Raw genomic sequence first — 19,459 nt, forward strand, 5'->3', positions numbered from 1 at the left:
AGACCGCACTGACCGAGGAGAAGTTAATTATGTCCCGCTACGGCACACAAAAACTGTATATCGATGGACGCTATCAGGAAAGCACCGGCAACGAGACGTTTGACGCCATCAACCCGGCCAATGGCGAAGTCATTGCCACCTTGCCAAACGCGACTGCCGAAGACGTTGATCTGGCAGTTAACGCGGCGATTAAAGGCCAGAAAGAGTGGGCAGCAATGACCGCGATGCAGCGTTCGCGCATTTTACGTCGTGCAGTGGATATTCTGCGCGAGCGGAATGACGAGCTGGCTGCTATCGAAACCGCAGACACCGGTAAGCCGCTGTCTGAAACCACCGCCGTGGATATCGTCACCGGCGCTGACGTGCTGGAATATTACGCCGGGCTTATCCCTGCGCTCGAAGGCCAGCAGATCCCACTGCGCGACTCTTCCTTCGTCTACACCCGCCGCGAGCCGCTGGGCGTAGTGGCAGGCATTGGCGCATGGAACTACCCGATTCAAATCGCACTGTGGAAGTCTGCTCCGGCGCTGGCTGCGGGTAACGCGATGATTTTCAAACCGAGCGAAGTGACTTCGCTCACCGCGCTGAAACTGGCTGAAATCTTCACCGAAGCGGGCGTGCCGAATGGCGTGTTTAACGTGGTAACCGGCAGCGGCGCGAGCGTCGGCCAGGCCCTGACCGACCATCCGCACATCGCGAAAGTATCCTTCACCGGCGGCGTAGCGACCGGCAAGAAAGTGATGGCCAGCGCATCGGCCTCCACGCTGAAAGACGTGACCATGGAGCTGGGTGGTAAATCTCCGCTGATCATCTTCCCAGACGCTGATCTCGATAAAGCCGCAGATATCGCCATGATGGCGAACTTCTACAGCTCAGGTCAGGTCTGCACCAACGGCACCCGCGTGTTTGTGCCCGCAACCCGCAAAGCTGAGTTCGAAGCCAAAATTCTGGAGCGCGTTCAGCGTATTCGCCTCGGCGACCCGACTGACGAAAACGTCAACTTCGGGCCACTGGTCAGCTTCGCACACATGGAATCCGTGCTGCGCTACATCGAAAGCGGCAAAAGCGAAGGCGCGCGTCTGTTAGCGGGCGGCGAGCGCATCATCATCGGCGATTACGCCAAGGGCGCTTACGTCGCACCGACGGTATTCACCGACTGTAAAGACGACATGAAAATCGTCCGCGAAGAGATCTTCGGGCCGGTAATGAGCATCCTGTCTTACGAGAGCGAAGAAGAAGTGGTGCGCCGCGCCAACGATACCGAATACGGTCTGGCGGCGGGCCTGGTGACACAGGACCTGAACACCGCACACCGCGTTATCCACCAGTTGGAAGCCGGTATCTGCTGGATCAACACCTGGGGCGAGTCTGACGCTGCCATGCCAGTGGGGGGCTACAAGCACTCTGGCGTAGGCCGCGAAAACGGCGTGAGCACCCTTGAGCATTACACTCAGATTAAATCCGTGCAGGTTGAGCTGGGCGAATACAGTTCGGTCTTTTAATCCGCCACCGCATAGGAGAATTGAATGGATTACGATTACATCATCATTGGTGCCGGTTCAGCCGGCAACGTATTAGCGACCCGTTTAACCGAAGACAGCAGCGTCAACGTGCTGCTGCTGGAGGCGGGCGGCCCAGATTATCGTCTGGATTTCCGCACGCAGATGCCTGCGGCGCTGGCTTTCCCGCTACAGGGGAAGCGTTACAACTGGGCCTACGAAACTGACCCAGAGCCATTTATGAACAACCGCCGCATGGAGTGTGGCCGTGGTAAAGGGCTGGGCGGCTCGTCGCTGATTAACGGTATGTGCTACATCCGTGGTAACGCGATGGACTTCGACAACTGGGCGAAAGCGCCGGGTCTGGAAGACTGGAGCTACCTCGACTGCCTGCCGTACTTCCGCAAAGCTGAAACTCGCGACATCGGGCCGAACGATTTCCACGGCGGCGATGGTCCGGTGAGCGTTGCGACGCCGAAGAATGGCAATAATCCGCTGTTCCACGCCATGATTGAAGCAGGCGTGCAGGCCGGTTATCCGCGCACCGACGACTTGAACGGCCACCAGCAGGAAGGCTTCGGCCCGATGGATCGCACAGTGACGCCAAAAGGCCGCCGCGCCAGTACCGCGCGGGGTTATTTGGATCAGGCGAAATCGCGCGCTAACCTGACGATTGTCACTCATGCGATGACCGACAAGATCCTATTTGAAGGCAAGCGCGCCGTGGGCGTGAGCTACTTCAAAGGCGACGAGTACAATGCCAAAACGGCGAAAGCCAAACGCGAAGTGCTGCTGTGCGGCGGGGCGATTGCTTCTCCACAGATTCTGCAACGCTCCGGCGTCGGCCCGTCCGAACTGTTAAATAGTCTGGATATTCCCGTGGTGCATGACTTGCCGGGCGTTGGCGAGAACTTGCAGGACCATCTGGAAATGTACTTGCAGTACAGCTGTACTCAGCCGGTGTCACTCTATCCGGCGCTACAATGGTTCAACCAGCCGAAAATCGGTGCCGAGTGGCTGTTCAACGGCACTGGCGTGGGTGCCAGCAACCAGTTCGAGGCCGGCGGCTTTATCCGCAGCCGCGAAGAGTTTGAGTGGCCGAACATTCAGTATCACTTCCTGCCGGTTGCCATTAACTACAACGGCAGCAACGCGGTGAACGAGCACGGCTTCCAGGCTCACGTTGGCTCAATGCGCTCGCCAAGTCGCGGCCGCGTGCAGGTGAAGTCGAAAGATCCGCGCCAGCACCCGAGCATTCTGTTCAACTACATGTCGAGCGAGCAGGATTGGCACGAGTTCCGCGATGCGATCCGTATCACCCGTGAGATCATGGCCCAGCCAGCGCTGGACCCGTACCGTGGCCGAGAAATCAGTCCGGGCGCAGATGTTCAGACCGACGAGCAGCTCGACGCCTTTATCCGTGAACATGCCGAGACGGCGTTCCACCCGTCTTGTTCATGCAAAATGGGTAGCGACGAGATGGCCGTGGTAGACGGGCAGGGGCGCGTGCACGGTATGCAAGGCCTGCGCGTGGTGGATGCGTCAATCATGCCGCAAATCATCACTGGTAACCTGAATGCGACCACCATCATGATCGCCGAGAAAATCGCTGATAAGATCCGTGGACGCGAAGCCTTGCCGAAGAGCACGGCGGATTATTATCAGGCCAACGGCGCGCCGGTAAGAAAAGAAGCGGCTAAACCATTACTCTGATAAATAGCTAGACTGTCTTTATCGTCTGGACATGATAAAAAGAGATAATCTTCGGGTTATCTCTTTTTTTTGGCTACGGCACTGTGCGGCAGGAGCGGGAATTTTATGACGGATTCAAACAAGGACATTCTTTGGCAGGATGTACACCACAGTAAACTCAATGTCGCCCAGCTTTACGCCATTCTGGCCCTGCGCAGCGACGTGTTTGTGGTGGAGCAAAACTGTATTTATCAGGATATTGATGGCCGCGATTTGGTGGGCGAAAACCGCCACATCATTGGCTGGCAAAACGGCCAGCCGGTGGCATATCTGCGCATCCTCGACCTGGACGGCGAAGTGGCGATTGGCCGCGTGATCATCGCCCCCGCCGCCCGAGGCCTGAAGCTCGGTTATCAGCTAATGGAAAGGGCACTGCAATCTTGTAAAAAGCACTGGCCCGACGCCGACGTTATCCTTTCCGCACAGGCCCATTTGCAGAAATTCTACGGCAGTTTCGGGTTTGTGGCTTACACGGATATTTATGATGAAGATGGGATCCCGCATATAAGTATGAGGTTAAAGGGGGGCGGCCTGAGCGGTGAACTTTAAAGTCAAGGTCAAAACCGTGGGCTCGCCGCCCACACTGGCCCAAAGGGTTTTAAACGAAACCCTTTGGAATCCTGCGTTTTTTGCCACTGGAAGATCGAGGCTGCGCAGAGTTGGAATGGACATGTTTCAGCAGCCATCGTGTTCGTCGCGAAGTGCCGCCGCTTAGGCGGTATCCTCGCTGCGGGATTCCAACCCGCGTAAAAAACACGCGGTTTTCCACCTCTTGCTCGGCGTCACTTCTGAACGCGACTTACTGGCATTTAGACCGTGCCGTTTCAGGGGAGTGATGTTCTGCTCCTCCCCCAGAAAAGGGGGAGGGAGCAAGACAAAAAACCACTGAAACGGCTCGGTTGAAATGCCTCAAAACCGCAGTCAAAAATGGCGCTGAGCGAATGGTTCGAGACCTAGGGCTCGAGCCGAGCGAAGCGAGACAGCGTTGCAAAGCAACGACCCGAAGGGCGAGGCCAGAGGCCGAGTAAGCCTGAAGCGAAGGTACCGCCTAAGCGGCGACATTTTGCGGTGGATAACGGAAGTAGCTGAAACATGTCCGCTCAGCGAGCGGCAGCGTGGAGTAAAGAGCCGGGGATTCTCAAGGGGCGCGGCGATAGGCGCCCCTTGAGGCCGGTGTGGCGGCAGCGCACGGTGTTGACCTTAAGGCCCGTTTGCGTGGCAACGCAAGGTTTTGCCGGTGTGGCGGCAGCGCACGGTGTTGACCTTAAGGCCAGTTTGCGTGGCAACGCAAGGTCTTGAACTTGAACTTGAAGTTGAATTTAAAAAGGCCCAGTAATTCCTCAATTACCCCCCTCCCAATAAGGCTTCTCCCCATATTTCTCTACCAGAAAATCAATCACCGCCCGAACCTTCAGCGACAGCCGTTTCCCCTGTGGGTAGAGCGCGGAGATGGTTGGAGTTTCAAGCTGGGTTGAGACTTGATACTCCTCTAGCACGCTGACCAGTCGACCGTCGTGCAGTGCCTCACCAATGAGCCATGTAGGGAACACCACCAGCCCCATGCCGTTGATGGCTGACTGAGTCAGGGTCTCGGCGTTGTTGCCCGTGAGTACCCCGCGCAGGCTGTAGGCTTGCCATTCTGTAGACGAGCGTGCTGAAGAGGACTTAGGGCGGAAGAACCAGCGCTGGGAGCCTACGTAGCCTTTAAAAACCAAACAGCTGTGTTGCAGAAGATCTTCAGGCGAGGTGGGCATCCCGGCTTTTGCCAGATAGTCGGGGCTGGCGGCGAGACAGTATCGCTGCACGGCCAAGGTCCGGGCTTGCAGCGAGGAGTCAGCCATCACGCCAATGCGGATCAGCAAGTCCGTGGCGTCATGCAGTGGGTCGATAAAATCATCGGTCTGCATCAGCTCAATCTGCAACTTGGGGTAACGGGCGCACAGCTCGTGCAGCCAAGGGGCGATGTGGCGCTGGCCGAAGACAATCGGCGCGTTAATCTTAACCAGGCCGCTCGGCTCCAGATCTTGCTCCTGCAAACCGCGCTCGGCTTGGGCAATTTGGTCCAACACCTGTCGAGCATGGTGGCCTAACAACTTGCCCGACTCGGTGGGGCTAACGGCCCGGGTATTGCGATAGAGCAGTTGGGTTTGCAGGGCTTGCTCCATCTGCTGGATAACCCGCGATACGCTTGATGGCGAGAGGGCTTCGCGTCGCGCTACTTCTGAAAAACTCCCTAAATCCAATACGGCGACAAACAGCTTTAGAGATTTGAAATTGATCTGATTAAAACCTTCCATCTGTGCGTTTCTCGCAAAGGTATTTTCGAGATTGTCCTGTTTTTTGCAATGAAATGCCACGCTATAGTCCGCATCTTTGCCAATTGATTAACAGGAAAACCATGAATCTGTTGTTAATACCGCTGGTAGTGCTGGCGGGAATGGGGTTGTCGATGGAGGCGGGGCTGATTGGTCCGCTGGGGACAGAGGTGGGGCACCTATGGGCCACGCTGAGCATCTTTGGTGTCGGCACTGTGCTGACCGGCTTGTTGGTGCTGTTCTTCGGCCCGCGCAACGCGGTGTCCTACAACCAGCTGCCGGGCTGGCAAATGCTCGGCAGCGCGCTAGGGCCGGTTTACGTCATCGTGCTGACGCTGGCGACGCCGGTGATTGGTATCGGCTTAACCATGATTGCCGTGCTTTCTGGGCAGGTGGCGAAAAGCCTGTTGATTGATCATTTTGGCTGGTTCGGCACCACGGCCAAGAAGGTTGGCGGTGAGCGCCTGCTGGCGCTGGTGTTTATTGTCGCCGCGCTAATTCTGATTGCCTGGAGCTGAAGATGACTGAATTGATTATGATTGTGTTGGCGGTGATCGCCGGTGCTGCGCTGAGCATGCAGGCGGCGGTTAATGGCAAGTTAGGTGAGCAGGTTGGAGTATTAAAAAGCGCCTTTCTGACCTTCGGCGTGGGTGCCGCCATTACCGCGTTGCTGGTGCTGTTTTTGCAAACTCCGCAATCCGCCACGCTGCTGACCGTGCCGAAGTGGCAGCTTATGGGGGCGCTATTTGGCGTGCCTTACATCATCATCATGGTGATTGCCGTTCCGCGCATCGGCACCGCCGCCGCGACGGTGGCGGTGATCCTCGGCCAGCTGGCGATGGGGATGATGATTGATAACTTTGGCTGGCTGCACAACCCCACCATTGGGCTTTCATGGCATCGTCTTGCGGCGATCCCTTGTCTGGCTATCGCGCTGTGGCTGATTTATCGCAGCGACCGTTCGCGTTAAAACCGTTTGGGTCAAATCAGGCGCGGATCGAAGGCCATCGGCTGCTTCTCAACACTCGCCAGCAGTGGCGCAAAATCAGGGTGCAGCGGATTCACAATGACGTTGAATTCGCTGGGCACGATCACCGACGGCACGCGCAAACCCACGCTGCTGGCGGACTGAAGCCACGCTTCGCCGAGGCTCTGAGTGCTGTCCGGTGGCGAGGGATCTTTCCAGTCTTCGCTCAGGTTGTCGAGATTCAGCTGCTCCAGTTTTTCATCAGGAATATCAATGCTCAGCAGGGTGTAAGACTGAAGTAACAGGCTGCTTTGCAGATGGACCATGATCTCAAGGATCGCCAGTGAGATGCTGGTGGCGAGATAGACCACCGGCTTGCCGGGAGGGTTCCAGCGCCCGCCGTAAAGTTGGGCGCCGGTTCCTGACCAGGCGGTGGAGAGGTGTTTGGTCTTGACGATGCGGTACAGCCTCACCCAAAGACCCCGTATTCCAGACGGCCAATCAGGCGGTTGACTTCTAACGCACCGGCTTCTGAAGCCAGCATCTCTACCGGCGGCACGCCGCCGAGTGCGGGAGCAGGGCGACGTATCCAATCAAGGGCGGCGCTGCGGTCGCCTTCGAAGAGATCGGTTGCTGCGTCAACGATGCGTATCAGGCGGGCTACGCGCTCACTTTCATCCGTTTTCAACAGCCCATTTTCGGCTTTACGACGAGCAAAACTGCGCTCGTTGATCCCCATTATTTCCAGTAGTGCCATTTTTGACCATCCCAGTTCGGCATTCAGACGGTTGATACTATCAACTGAAAAACCTTTCTGTATGGCGTTAATCAAACTGATTCCTCCACTTGCGGGAAGCCCCGCAGATTGCCACAAACGCATTGCAGGAAGTGGGGCGTTTTTGGAATGCAGCTCTGAAATTTTACTCTCCATAACAGACTCCTTTTATCATTCGGCTAATTGTCATTACTATAGCACGACAAATGGCAGGTGTACGTATTTGGCACAATTTGCGAAGCTTTCTTTGCACTCCCTTATCATCCATTTATGAACTTTGTGTGACGGCAATCACACAAAGTGTGTATGAAGATGAAACAGAAATTGACAAACATTGACCAAATCTATTTATTAGCTAACAAAATTTGAACCTGAACTGTGGCGACTGGAAATTTCAGCGCCTTTGTATTAAAGGCTCGCAATCGGTTGCGGATCACAGTTTTGAATTCTTTTTTATGCGTAGTGATGTGGCACGCCAATTACGGTTTTAAACATTTAGTCAGATATAGCAGGACAATAACCTGTAAATCCGACCTGACTGTTTCGTAAAAATTGTCTCCTTCTGGCAAAAGGAGTTGCTCTCTAACCGCTCCCTGGTAAATCAATGAACAATAAAATAATTGCAGCTGGCGCACTTTTAGCTTTGTCTTACAGCGCGACCGTACTGGCTGACGACACACAAGGCGAATTCGTTTCTGACTGGTGGCATCAAAGCGTTAACGTGGTGGGCAGCGCGGATACGCGTTTCGGACCAACCATCCGTAACGACGTCTACCTCGAATATGAAGCTTTTGCACACAAAGACTGGTTCGATTTCTACGGCTATATCGATATTCCTAAGACTTTCGGCGCGGGTAACGGTAACGACACCGGTATCTGGGATAAGAACGGTTCTCCACTGTTTATGGAAATCGAACCTCGCTTCTCTATCGACAAGCTGACCGGCACTGACCTGAGCTTCGGTCCGTTCAAAGAGTGGTACTTCGCGAACAACTATATCTACGATATGGGCCCGAACAGCGATAACCGCCAGAACACCTGGTTCATGGGTCTGGGTACCGATATCGATACTCACCTGCCAATGAGCCTGTCCCTGAACGTGTATGCGAAATACCAGTGGGAAAACTACGGTGCGGCGAACGAAAACAGCTGGGACGGCTACCGTTTCAAAGTGAAATACTTCGTTCCATTGACCCCACTGTGGGGCGGTAACCTGAGCTACATCGGGTTCACCAACTTCGACTGGGGTTCAGATTTAGGTGACAACGACTTCGCAGACGTGAACGGCCGTAAAGCGCGTTCAAGCAACTCTGTCGCGTCAAGCCACATTCTTTCTCTGAACTACACCCACTGGCACTACTCTTTCGTGGCGCGTTACTTCCACAACGGCGGCCAGTGGCAAGATGGCGCAGAGCTGAACTTCGGCAACGGCAACTTCGACGTGAAGTCTACCGGCTGGGGTTACTACGCGGTTATCGGTTACAACTTCTAATCAGATGCCTCGCGCACATTGTTAAAAACCCGGCCTTGCAGCCGGGTTTTTTTATGGGCTTATTTCTTGGCAGCAATCGCCACCACCACCTGATTGCCGTTCTCCGGCTTCAGGCTGAAATCCACCTCTTCTCCTTCTTTAATATTGTTCAGCAGCGCCGGATCGGCGACTTTAAAGCCCATGGTCATGGCTGGCCACTGGATGGCCGGGATCGGACCGTGCTGCAAGGTCACCATGCCGTTAGCGGTGTCGATTTTCTTCACCACACCGCTGGCGTTGGCGACATCACTTTTGGCGCTATTGCCCGACATATCCATTCCGGCCATGTCGCCCGACATGCTGGTAGCAGAAGCAAACTGCGGCGCAGCGGCGAAAATGACGGCAGAGAGTGCGAGGGTTTTGATGAGTTTAGACATGTTATTTCCTTCCTTCTTTGTGTTGAATGATTGAGGTGTTTTCAGTTGGGGTGGTGCGTGCAAAGCGGCGCGCGGCAAGCAGGCGCCAGAGTGCGGGGATAATAAACATCGACAGCAGCGGGGCAGTTATCATGCCGCCGACCATCGGCGCGGCAATTCTGCTCATCACTTCAGAACCCGTGCCGCCGCTCCAAAGAATCGGTAGCAGGCCTGCAAGAATAACCGCCACGGTCATGGCTTTCGGCCTGACGCGCAGGGTCGCGCCTTCGCGGATAACTTCATCCATTTCTCGCGCTGAGATTGGCAAGTTGTTCGGGTTGTGGGCCTGCATTGCTTGGCGCAAATAAACCAGCATGATCACCCCAAACTCCGCCGAAACCCCCGCCAGCGCGATAAAGCCAATGCCGGAGGCAATCGACAAGTTATAGCCGAGCAGGTAGAGCAGCCAGATACCGCCGACCATGGCGAACGGCAGGGTGAACATCAGCAGCAGGGCCTCTTCGACCCGGCGGAAAATCAGATACAGCAGCAGGAAGATGATGGCTAAGGTGGCTGGAACCACCAGTTTCAGCCGATGCACCGCGTGTTGCAGGTATTCGAATTGCCCGGCGTACTCAACGCTGACCCCCGGCGGCAGGTGCAGTTGCTGGTCCACCGCGTGGCGCAGTTTTTCGACCACCGAAGTCACGTCGCGGCTATTCGCGTCGATATATACCAGCCCCGACAGGCGGGCATTTTCAGTTTTCACCATGGTTGGGCCAGAGCTAATGCCCAGCGCGGCGACCGTGCCGAGGGTGATTTGCTGGCCGGACGGCGTGTAAATCGGCAACTCGCGCAGCCCGTTGAGCGAATCGCGGATCTCGCGCGGATAGCGCAGGTTGATGGGGTAACGCGCCAGCCCTTCGACGGTTTCGCCAATGTTCGCGCCGCCAATCGCCGAGGAGACAATCGCCTGCACGTCGGCAATGTTCAGCCCGTAGCGGCTGGCCTCGGCGCGGTTGATGTTCACGTCGATGTAGTGGCCGCCGTTCAGGCGTTCCGCCAGTGCCGAGTTCACCCCCGGCACGCTTTTCGCCAGCTTTTCGATGGCCTGCGCGGTGTGGTCGATGGCCTCCAGCGAAGGCCCCAAAATACGCACGCCGATCGGGCTTTTAATTCCGGTCGCCAGCATATCGATGCGGTTACGAATTGGCGGCACCCAGATGTTTGCCAGCCCCGGCACCTTCACCACGCGGTCCAGCTCTTGCACCAGTTTGTCCGGCGTCATGCCTTTACGCCACTGGTCGCGCGGCTTGAACTGAATGGTGGTTTCGAACATTTCCACCGGCGCGGGGTCGGTGGCACTTTCGGCGCGCCCGGCTTTGCCGAATACGCTTTGCACTTCCGGCACGGTTTTAATCAGCCGGTCGGTCTGTTGCAGCAGTTGCGAAGCCTTGGACACCGACAGCCCCGGCAGCGCCGACGGCATATACAGCAGGTCGCCCTCGTCAATGGCTGGCAAAAACTCCGAGCCAATCTTGTCTAGCGGCCATACCACGGTAAACAGCGTCAGCGCCGCCAGCAGCAGCGTCAGCTTAGGCCAGCGCAGCACCCAGTCGAGCATTGGCCGGTAGACCCGGGTCAGGCCGCGGTTAATCGGGTTGCGGGTTTCATCGGGAATTCGGCCACGGATCCAAAAGCCCATCAGTACCGGCACTAGCGTGATGGAGAGCAGAGCAGCCCCGGCCATGGCGTAGGTTTTGGTGAAGGCTAGCGGGCCGAACAGCTTGCCCTCCTGCGACTCCAGCGTGAAGACCGGAATAAACGACAGGGTGATCACCAGCAGGCTGAAGAATAGCGCCGGGCCGACTTCCGTCGCCGCGTCGCTAATCACCTGCCAGTGCGCCTGACCTTCCAGCTTCTCGCCGGGATGCTCGGCGCGCCAGTGCTCAATCTTCTTATGGGCATTTTCAATCATCACGATGGCGGCATCGACCATCGCGCCAATGGCAATCGCAATGCCCGCCAGCGACATCATGTTGGCGTTGATGCCCTGAATGCGCATCAGCAAAAAGGCAAGCATAATGCCAAGCGGCAGGGAGATGATCGCCACCAGCGCCGAGCGGAAGTGCCACAGGAACAGCGCGCAGACCAGCGTCACCACCACAAATTCCTCAATTAATTTATGCGTGAGGTTGTCGATGGAGCGATCAATCAGCTTGCTGCGGTCATACACCGGCACCACTTCCACGCCGTCCGGCAGGCTGCGCTGCAACTCGTGCAGTTTCTGCTTCACGCTGGCAATGGTCGCCCGGGCATTTTCGCCGGAACGCAGCACGATCACGCCGCCGACGCTCTCTCCCTGACCATTAAGATCAGCCACGCCTTGGCGCAGCTCCGGCCCCACTTGCACCGTCGCCACGTCGCCCAGCGTAATTGGAATGCCGTTCTCAACGCTGAGCGGGATTTTCCTGAAGTCGTCGAGGGTCTTCAGGTAGCCCGAAGCCCGCACGATATAGTCGGTTTCCGCCAGCTCCAGCACGGAACCCCCGGCTTCCTGATTGGCCTGCTGCACGGCGTTAACCAGGGTTTGCTGAGGAATACGGTAGGCCGCCATTTTCACCGGATCGAGCACAATCTGGTACTGCTTGACCATGCCGCCGATGCTGGCAACCTCCGCCACGTTCGGCAGGCTTTTCAGCTCGAAGCGCAGGAACCAGTCCTGTATGCCGCGCAGCTGGCTGAGGTCGTGCTTGCCGCTTTTATCCACCAGCGCGTACTCATACACCCAGCCAACCCCGGTGGCGTCTGGCCCGAGAGCCGGTTTCGCCCCCGCCGGTAAGCGTGACTGTACCTGGCTGAGATACTCCAGCACCCGCGAACGCGCCCAGTAGAGGTCAGTGCCTTCCTTGAAAATCACGTAGACGAAGGAGTCGCCGAAAAACGAATAGCCGCGCACCGTCTGCGCGCCGGGCACCGACAGCATGGTGGTGGTCATTGGGTAGGTGACCTGATTCTCGACGATTTGCGGCGCTTGCCCCGGATAGCTGGTGCGCACGATCACCTGCACGTCGGAGAGGTCCGGCAGGGCGTCGACCGGCGTGGTATTAATGGCCCAGATCCCGGCGGCGGCGATAAACAGCGTCGCCATTAACACCAGAAAACGGTTGGCGATAGACCAGCGGATCAGCAGAGCGATCATGGCTGCGTCCCTCCGTTTTGTGCCGTGTCCATCTTGTCCAGAACGCCCTGCAGGCTGGCTTCTGAATCAATCAGGAATTGGCCGGAAGCCACCACCTGCTGGCCCGCTTGCAGGCCGGAGAGCACCTGAGTGCGGCCTGCGGATTCAGCTCCAAGCTGGACTTCTACCGGCGCGAAGTGGTGGTTAGCCTCGCTGACAATCACCACGTTGCGCAGGCCGGTGCGAATAATCGCCTCGCTCGGCACTGACAGGCTGTCAGCCTGAGTGCTGCTTTGCAGGCTAACCTGCGCAAACATCCCCGGCCTGATCAGTTGCTGCGGGTTGGCAACTTCAATCCTGACGTTTAGGGTCCGGCTCGCCGCGTCGGCCACCGGGAGAATGGCGCTGACTTTGCCGCTAAAGGTTTTTCCGGGATAAGCCGGGAAGCTGATTTGCGCCATTTGCCCGTTTTGCACCTGTGCGGCCTGCGCCTCGGGAACCGCCACTTGCAGCCAGACGCTGGAGATGCCGTTGAGCTGCAACAGCGTGCTGCCGTTGGCGACCGTCATACCTTGGCGAATGTCGAGTGACTGGATCACGCCGCTGATGGGCGCGGTGAGGGTGTAGACCGGCTGGGCCTTGCCGCTGCGCGTGACCTGATTAATCAGCGAGGCGGGCATGCCGAGCAGCACCAGACGCTGTCTGGCTGCGGCGCGCAGTGCGCTGTCACCGCCGTGCAGCAGGGCCAGATACTCCCCCTGAGCGCCCGCCCAGTCTGGCATCAGTAAATCCACCAGTGGTGCACCGGCGGCCACTACGTCACCCGCCGCCAACGGGTAGCTGCGCTGCACAAAGCCGTTGCTGCGCGCCTGCACAATTGCCACGTCGCGGTCATTGAGCACCACGTTAGCCACGGCGCGAATGCTGGAGGTGATTGGCCCTTGGGCCACCGGCGCTAAACGAATCGCTAAGTTCTGCACCATGCCGCCGTCAATTTTCACGCCGCTGTCCGCAGTGGTTGCGTCTGCCGCGTCGGCGTATTTCGGCACCAGCTGCATGTCCATAAATGGCGACTTACCCGGCTTGTCGAAATGCTGGGCTGGAGCCATTGGGTCATACCAATAGAGGGCTTTCGGCTCGGCCGCCGTGGCGGTTTTGGCCGGATCTTGTTGCGCCGCCGAAGCTTGGCTTTTCGCCAGCCAATAGCCCGATGCGCCGCCAGCCGCGATGCAAAGCAGTGCCAGAGCCGCCAGCTTGAAGGATTTACTTGTCATCATTGAACTCCAGCAAAGGTGTAATAGAGGGCGGCGGCCAGCTGGTCGCGCTGGCTTTGCAAACCGGCTTTTCTCAGCTGCTGCTCAAGCACCGCGCTGCGGGCATTAATCAGGGCCGCGCCGTCGCTTGTGCCGCGCGAATAACCGGCGGTGAGCAGAGAGACTTTTTGCCGGGCGAGGGGCAGCCACTGCTGGTCGATGCGCGCGATCTGCCGTCCGAGGGTGGCGTAGTCGGCGAGATCGTTGTCCAACTGGTTGGTTAATTGGCGAATGGCGGCGTCGCGCAGTTCGCCGACTTGGGTGAGGTCGAGGGTTTTGGCGGCGATGATCGGGTCTTGGCGGCTGGCGGCAAACAGCGGCAGGCCGACGGTAAACTGCACCGACACCATGTTGCCGTACATCGGGTCGCGGCGCTGGTAATCCAACTCCACGCTCCAGTCCGGCTTTTTCTCCGCTTCGGCGGCGCGCAGCTCGGCTTTAGCCTTGGCGGTATCGCTGTTGAAAGCCTGAATTTTGGCGGTTTTTTGCAAGGACTTGAGGTAGCTCGCGCCATCCACCGGCAGGTCCGGGGCGTGGCCGACCAGCGGCTGCTCGGCATCCTGCCCGATATAGCGGCTGAGGGTGGCGGTGGCAACGCGCAGTTCGCGGCGCAGCTGGTCTTCGCGATCCGCCAAGTCTGCCCGTTTTTCATCGGCATTCAGCGAGTCGGCAAGGCCCGTGCGCCCAGAAACCACCTGAGCCTGTAGGGCTTTGCCCAGCGCGTCATTTTCATGCTCAAGCTGCTGCAATAGCCCGAGCTGTTCTTCGAGGTAATAGCGGGTTATCCATGCCACGGCCGCGCCCTGTGCCACGTCGACTTGCAACACATGGTGTTGTGATCCGGCTTGCTGGATTTGCACGCTGGCGACATCTTCCCGCGCGTCGCGCTTGGCGGCGTTGGGGAAATCCTGCATCACGCCGAGCTTCTCCATGGTCATGGACTCTTCGGTGAAGGAGTTGGCGGCCGGGCCGGAGATGGGAAAGTTGTCGATGCCGGTCACCAGTTTCGGGTCAGGCAAGGCACCGGCCGGAATAGCCGAGGACTGCGCCGAGCGCACGGCGGTTTGGCTGGCAGAGAGTTCAGGTGATTGCTGTAACGCGCTGCTCACCGCATAGCTGAAGGTCAGCGGCGCGGCGTGAGCCAAGGGCGCAAGTCCCACCAGCAAAAGCTGGGCAGGAAGATAGAACGATTTGAAGGACATCGTGGTGATCCCATGAAAGTAACGGCACGCGCGATGGCATACCTATTCCGCCAAGCCACAGGCTGGACGGCGTTAACAGTCGTTAAGAATCACGCAAGCCGAGGAGGGCGCCACTGGCCTTCAAGAGGAGGAGAAAAGGGAGTTTCCGGGGTAGGTTGAGCCTCTGCGTGGTAAGGCGCAGATAAATTCAGCGGAACAAAGGAGGTCAAAATGGTGTTGAGGTTGCAGTTAGAGCCAAACTTACAGTTTTGGCCGCTCTGCTGTTTGCCGTGCGAAGAGGACAGGGCGTTTTTGCTCGCCATGCAGTCATCAGGCATCCCATCCATGCCGCTCATGCCCGCCATGGTGGGGATAGTCGCAGCGCTGGACGAGGTTTCCGTCATCAGATTACATTGCGCCATCAAGTTCATCGACGCCAGCCCCAGAGAGGGCAGCGTAATGGACAAAATCAGCAAAATAAGCAGACGGATCTTTTTCATGAACCGGAGTGTAAGTTAAGTGTTTGAAATTTGCATCTGCTGATAATTAACAAAACGTGACAGCAGCTTCCAAACTAGATCTTCCAGTTTTTCACTTTACTCATCAACGAATTATCCTGCTTTAACATCTGGGAGATCTCCGGGTTTTTATAGCGTTTTGCCACGTCGCGGGCCGTCTCACCCTGTCGATTCTTTACATTCAAATTGATATTCGGGTGGCTGAGTAGCAGGGCGATGCCTTGGGTGTTGCCGGATTTGGCGCAGATGTGCAGCGCCGTGTCGCCCTTGTGATTGTCCTGCAAATTGACGTCAACGTCGGGGCGCGACAGCAGCAGTTTCATGGGTTTCATATCGGGCTGGGACAGGGTTTTCACATACTGATTGTGCATAAAAGTCACGCCGCTGAACCGGCTGCGCATATGCAGCGGCGACTGGCCGCTGGCGTTCTTCTGGTTGGGGTCGAGGCGTCGGTCGTTGAGCAGGCTCTCGGTCATGCTGCGGCTCGGCAAGTCCTTACTCAGCACAATATGCAGCGGCGTGTTGCCTTGGCGGTCGCCTTTGTTGACATCAATGTTGGGTGAGTTGAGCAGCGCGCTGACGCTCTGCTTGTCCCCGCGCTGAATCGCCCGGCTCAGCGGTGGCGTCTGGTTGCTATCCGCCAGCGTATTATTGATATCCACCCCGGCGTGTTGGATGAGCGACGAAATGAGCTCATGCTTCATCTGCCCAATCGCCGAGTTGAGCAAGCCGGTGCCTTCCTTCTGTAACAGGTTCGGGTTGGCGCTCAGGGCTTTGTTCAGCATGATGGGGAATAGGGATGAGTCATAATGCAGCAAAGCCTGACGCAGATTCTCCGCCGTCGGCACCGCGCCGGGGTAGGACGCCAGCATGTTGACGATCTCTTTCCGCGAGCCAGAGACCGCGCAGGCCCAGGCATTATGCGAGCCGTGCTGGAAATGCGTCGGCTTATTAATCAAGTCAGGATTAATGCGGCTGGAAAGAATAAAACGCACGGTTTTTTCATCCCGCCCCAGCACGGCTTTAAGCAACTGTTGCTGCTTCTCGCCCTCGGGGAAGGTGCTGAAGGTGTAGAGCGCATTGGCGCGGCTGTGCTTGTCCGTCTCTGACATCGCCGCCAGCGACTTTGCATCATCTTTCAGGTTTGAAAAAACGTTGTGCAGCAGCTCGCTCGGCAGATGTCCGTGTTTTTGAACTTCCATGACGTCTCGCTTAGTTGACCAGTTAATGCCAATAGAACCCCGCCTGTCAGCAGGGGATTTCCCAATAAGTGGTCTTGAAACGGCTTCGGTTCCGAAAATAACGCAAATTAGCGCCGCGTCATGCCCTTCCTCGGACAAATACCTACCACCTGCCTGAAAAATGACCACGCCAGGAGGCGATCTCCTTGTGGCGTTGTGGCATAATGCGCGCCAAATCACATTCCTAATTAAGAGCGAGCGTTGTGTTAAGTACTTACAACATCACCATGCAATTCGGCAGCAAGCCGTTATTTGAAAATATTTCCGTGAAATTTGGCGGCGGCAACCGTTATGGCCTGATCGGCGCGAACGGCTGTGGTAAATCCACTTTCATGAAGATCCTCGGCGGCGACTTAGTGCCTTCCGGGGGTAACGTCGTGCTCGACCCGAACGAACGTCTGGGTAAGCTGCGTCAGGACCAATTTGCGTTCGAGAAATTCTCCGTTCTCGACACCGTTATCATGGGCCACACCGAGCTGTGGGCCGTGAAAGAAGAGCGTGACCGTATTTACGCCTTGCCAGAAATGAGCGAAGAAGACGGCTATAAAGTGGCCGATCTGGAAGTGGCTTACGGCGAAATGGATGGCTACAGCGCGGAATCTCGCGCCGGTGAGCTGCTGCTCGGCGTGGGTATTCCGGTTGAGCAACATTATGGCCCGATGAGCGAAATCGCGCCGGGCTTTAAACTGCGCGTATTGCTGGCTCAGGCGCTGTTCTCCGACCCAGAAATTCTGCTGCTCGACGAACCGACGAACAACCTGGACATCGATACCATTCGCTGGCTGGAGCAGGTGCTGAACGAGCGTAACAGCACCATGATCATCATTTCGCATGACCGTCACTTCCTGAACATGGTCTGTACTCATATGGCGGATCTGGACTACGGTGAACTGCGCGTTTATCCGGGCAATTACGACGAGTACATGACAGCGGCCACTCAGGCTCGTGAGCGCCTGACTGCCGACAACGCCAAGAAGAAAGCGCAAATCGCTGAGCTGCAATCTTTCGTGAGCCGCTTTAGTGCCAACGCCTCTAAATCTAAACAGGCGACCTCGCGTGCCCGTCAGATTGATAAAATTCAGCTCGACGAAATCAAAGCGTCCAGCCGCCAAAACCCCTTCATCCGTTTCGAGCAGGATAAGAAGCTGTTCCGTAACGCGCTGGAAGTGGAAAAACTCACCAAAGGTTTTGATAACGGCCCGCTGTTTAAAAACTTGGGTTTGATGCTGGAAGTGGGCGAGAAGGTCGCCATTCTCGGTGCCAACGGTATCGGTAAATCGACCTTGCTAAAAACGCTGGTAGGCGACCTTGAGCCAGACAGCGGCAGCGTGAAATGGTCCGAAAACGCCAAAATCGGTTACTACGCGCAGGATCACGAATATGAATTCGATGAGACGCTGAACGTATTCGACTGGATGAGCCAGTGGAAATCCGAAAAGGATGACGAGCAGGCAGTTCGCGGCATCTTAGGCCGTTTGCTGTTTGGTCAGGACGATATCAAGAAGAAAGTAAAAGTGCTGTCTGGTGGTGAGAAAGGCCGCATGCTTTTCGGCAAACTGATGATGCATCGTCCAAACATCCTGATTATGGATGAGCCAACCAACCACATGGATATGGAGTCCATCGAATCACTGAACATGGCGCTGGAGATGTACGAAGGCACGCTGATCTTCGTTTCCCATGACCGCGAGTTCGTGAGTTCCTTGGCAACGCGCATCATCGAGATCACGCCGAACAAGATTGTCGATTTCTCAGGTACGTACGAAGATTATCTGCGTAGCAAGGGCATCGATAACTAAATCCTCTGCATCCTTCGCGCTGCCTCGGCGTTGGCTGCCCGCGCTCGCCCCGGTCACATACTGATGTATGCTCCCGGGGTCTCGCTTAGTTGCCGCCTAGATGCAGCACGAATGATTTTGAGGATTAGAGTGATGTCCTTAGCGCTTCCTCGGCGTTGGCTGCCCGCGCTCGCCTTGATGCAGCACGAATGATTTTGAGGATTGCCAGTTAAATGCTCCACAAAAAACCGCCCCGAGAGGCGGTTTTTTTATGCGTGAAATTAGCGTTTAAGGATTGCCGCAAACTTCGCATCCGGCGTGTTTGGTCAGTTTCATCTCTCTGAACTGCATGGTCATGGCGTCAAACATCAGTAATCGGCTGCGCAGGGTTTGGCCGAAGTGGGTGAGCAGTTTGATGGCTTCCATGGCTTGCAGGCTGCCAATGGTGCCGACCAGCGGGGCCATAACGCCGGCTTCGACGCAGGTCAGGGCGTTTTCGCCAAACAGTCGGCTGAGGCAGCGATAGCAAGGCTCGTCCGGCTGATAGGTAAACACGCTCAGCTGGCCTTCCATGCGGATGGCGGCCCCTGATACCAAAGGCGTTTTGAGCTGGAAACAGGCGCGGTTTAGCTGGTCGCGAATGGCCACGTTGTCGGTGCAATCCAGCACTAAATCACAGCGAGCGATGACGTCCTGCAACTCGCTTTCGTCCAACTGGTGGTCAATCTGCGTCAGCGCCACGTGCGGGTTAATTGCCGCCAGAGCCTCGGCAGCAGAGGCTACTTTAGGCATGCCGATGCGCGCGTCGGTGTGCAGAATCTGCCGTTGCAGGTTGGAGAGCGACACGGTGTCGAAGTCCAACAGCGTCATTGAACCTACGCCCGCCGCCGCCAAATATTGCGCGGCGGCACAGCCTAAACCGCCCAGCCCAACTACCAGCACCTGGCTGGCTTTCAGCTTCTCCTGCCCGTCGAAATCAAAGCCCTTCAGCACTATTTGGCGGTTGTAGCGCAGGGTTTCGGCGTCAGTCAGTTCAGGCAGTGTATTCATCG

The 19,459-nt window shown here is 56.8% G+C and carries 17 protein-coding genes and 1 other RNA gene; 8 read left to right on the forward strand and 10 right to left on the reverse strand.

Annotation, left to right across the window (positions count from 1 at the left end; genetic code table 11):
• Nucleotides 1–29 precede the first annotated feature (29 nt).
• From betB to V2154_RS06145, 4 genes are all read left to right on the forward strand, one after another.
• Nucleotides 30–1,502, forward strand: a complete 1,473-nt coding sequence (gene betB / locus V2154_RS06130) for a betaine-aldehyde dehydrogenase (protein WP_353501484.1) — start codon at nucleotides 30–32, stop codon at nucleotides 1,500–1,502.
• Nucleotides 1,503–1,526: 24 nt separating this feature from the next.
• The gene (gene betA / locus V2154_RS06135; RefSeq protein WP_353501485.1) at nucleotides 1,527–3,212 is read left to right on the forward strand and encodes a choline dehydrogenase; all 1,686 of its coding nucleotides are present in this window, start codon (nucleotides 1,527–1,529) and stop codon (nucleotides 3,210–3,212) included.
• Between the two features lie 105 nt (nucleotides 3,213–3,317).
• Nucleotides 3,318–3,800 (forward strand): GNAT family N-acetyltransferase, encoded by a 483-nt coding sequence (locus V2154_RS06140; RefSeq protein WP_353501486.1) that lies wholly within the window; start codon nucleotides 3,318–3,320, stop codon nucleotides 3,798–3,800.
• Nucleotides 3,801–4,196: 396 nt separating this feature from the next.
• Nucleotides 4,197–4,278: non-coding RNA, RtT sRNA (locus V2154_RS06145), on the forward strand.
• 313 nt (nucleotides 4,279–4,591) lie between these two features.
• Here V2154_RS06145 and V2154_RS06150 read toward each other — a convergent pair.
• On the reverse strand, nucleotides 4,592–5,548 hold the full coding sequence (locus tag V2154_RS06150; protein WP_353501487.1) for a LysR family transcriptional regulator: 957 nt from the start codon (nucleotides 5,546–5,548) through the stop codon (nucleotides 4,592–4,594).
• Between the two features lie 101 nt (nucleotides 5,549–5,649).
• On the opposite strand from V2154_RS06150, the gene V2154_RS06155 reads away from it, so the two are divergent.
• Together V2154_RS06155 and V2154_RS06160 are read left to right on the forward strand one after the other, a co-directional pair.
• Nucleotides 5,650–6,084 carry a DMT family transporter gene (locus tag V2154_RS06155; RefSeq protein ID WP_034788958.1) on the forward strand — a complete coding sequence of 145 codons (435 nt, stop codon included), beginning with the start codon at nucleotides 5,650–5,652 and terminating at the stop codon, nucleotides 6,082–6,084.
• A gap of 2 nt (nucleotides 6,085–6,086) precedes the next feature.
• The gene (locus tag V2154_RS06160; protein ID WP_353501488.1) at nucleotides 6,087–6,536 is read left to right on the forward strand and encodes a DMT family transporter; all 450 of its coding nucleotides are present in this window, start codon (nucleotides 6,087–6,089) and stop codon (nucleotides 6,534–6,536) included.
• A gap of 11 nt (nucleotides 6,537–6,547) precedes the next feature.
• On the opposite strand, the gene V2154_RS06165 is transcribed toward V2154_RS06160, so the two are convergent.
• Both V2154_RS06165 and V2154_RS06170 read right to left on the reverse strand, forming a co-directional pair.
• Nucleotides 6,548–7,006 (reverse strand): RES family NAD+ phosphorylase, encoded by a 459-nt coding sequence (locus tag V2154_RS06165; protein WP_353501489.1) that lies wholly within the window; start codon nucleotides 7,004–7,006, stop codon nucleotides 6,548–6,550.
• Complete coding sequence (locus V2154_RS06170) at nucleotides 7,003–7,464, reverse strand: Xre family toxin-antitoxin system antitoxin (protein WP_353501490.1); 462 nt, start codon at nucleotides 7,462–7,464, stop codon at nucleotides 7,003–7,005. Before V2154_RS06170 ends, V2154_RS06165 begins: the two co-directional genes overlap by 4 nt.
• 448 nt (nucleotides 7,465–7,912) lie before the next feature.
• Between V2154_RS06170 and V2154_RS06175 the strand changes: the two genes are divergently transcribed.
• Complete coding sequence (locus V2154_RS06175; RefSeq protein ID WP_353501491.1) at nucleotides 7,913–8,800, forward strand: nucleoside-specific channel-forming protein Tsx; 888 nt, start codon at nucleotides 7,913–7,915, stop codon at nucleotides 8,798–8,800.
• Between the two features lie 59 nt (nucleotides 8,801–8,859).
• On the opposite strand, the gene V2154_RS06180 is transcribed toward V2154_RS06175, so the two are convergent.
• The 6 genes from V2154_RS06180 to V2154_RS06205 form a co-directional block, all read right to left on the reverse strand.
• On the reverse strand, nucleotides 8,860–9,216 hold the full coding sequence (locus V2154_RS06180; RefSeq protein ID WP_353501492.1) for a copper-binding protein: 357 nt from the start codon (nucleotides 9,214–9,216) through the stop codon (nucleotides 8,860–8,862).
• Nucleotide 9,217: 1 nt separating this feature from the next.
• Nucleotides 9,218–12,397 (reverse strand): efflux RND transporter permease subunit, encoded by a 3,180-nt coding sequence (locus V2154_RS06185; RefSeq protein ID WP_353501493.1) that lies wholly within the window; start codon nucleotides 12,395–12,397, stop codon nucleotides 9,218–9,220.
• Nucleotides 12,394–13,653 carry an efflux RND transporter periplasmic adaptor subunit gene (locus V2154_RS06190; RefSeq protein WP_353501494.1) on the reverse strand — a complete coding sequence of 420 codons (1,260 nt, stop codon included), beginning with the start codon at nucleotides 13,651–13,653 and terminating at the stop codon, nucleotides 12,394–12,396. The genes V2154_RS06185 and V2154_RS06190 overlap by 4 nt, the downstream gene beginning before the upstream one ends.
• The gene (locus V2154_RS06195) at nucleotides 13,650–14,891 is read right to left on the reverse strand and encodes a TolC family protein (RefSeq protein ID WP_353501495.1); all 1,242 of its coding nucleotides are present in this window, start codon (nucleotides 14,889–14,891) and stop codon (nucleotides 13,650–13,652) included. The genes V2154_RS06190 and V2154_RS06195 overlap by 4 nt, the downstream gene beginning before the upstream one ends.
• A gap of 89 nt (nucleotides 14,892–14,980) precedes the next feature.
• Nucleotides 14,981–15,370, reverse strand: coding sequence for a hypothetical protein (locus V2154_RS06200; protein ID WP_353501496.1), 390 nt, complete (start codon nucleotides 15,368–15,370; stop codon nucleotides 14,981–14,983).
• A 74-nt stretch (nucleotides 15,371–15,444) separates the two neighbouring features.
• Nucleotides 15,445–16,590: an ankyrin repeat domain-containing protein gene (locus tag V2154_RS06205; RefSeq protein WP_353501497.1), complete on the reverse strand. Its 1,146-nt coding sequence runs from the start codon at nucleotides 16,588–16,590 to the stop codon at nucleotides 15,445–15,447.
• Between the two features lie 242 nt (nucleotides 16,591–16,832).
• On the opposite strand from V2154_RS06205, the gene V2154_RS06210 reads away from it, so the two are divergent.
• Nucleotides 16,833–18,428: an ABC-F family ATPase gene (locus V2154_RS06210; RefSeq protein WP_072009864.1), complete on the forward strand. Its 1,596-nt coding sequence runs from the start codon at nucleotides 16,833–16,835 to the stop codon at nucleotides 18,426–18,428.
• A 267-nt stretch (nucleotides 18,429–18,695) separates the two neighbouring features.
• On the opposite strand, the gene moeB is transcribed toward V2154_RS06210, so the two are convergent.
• Nucleotides 18,696–19,457: a molybdopterin-synthase adenylyltransferase MoeB gene (gene moeB / locus V2154_RS06215; RefSeq protein WP_353501498.1), complete on the reverse strand. Its 762-nt coding sequence runs from the start codon at nucleotides 19,455–19,457 to the stop codon at nucleotides 18,696–18,698.
• Nucleotides 19,458–19,459 lie beyond the last annotated feature (2 nt).

Source organism: Ewingella sp. CoE-038-23 (assembly GCF_040419245.1).
GTDB lineage: Bacteria > Pseudomonadota > Gammaproteobacteria > Enterobacterales > Enterobacteriaceae > Ewingella > Ewingella allii.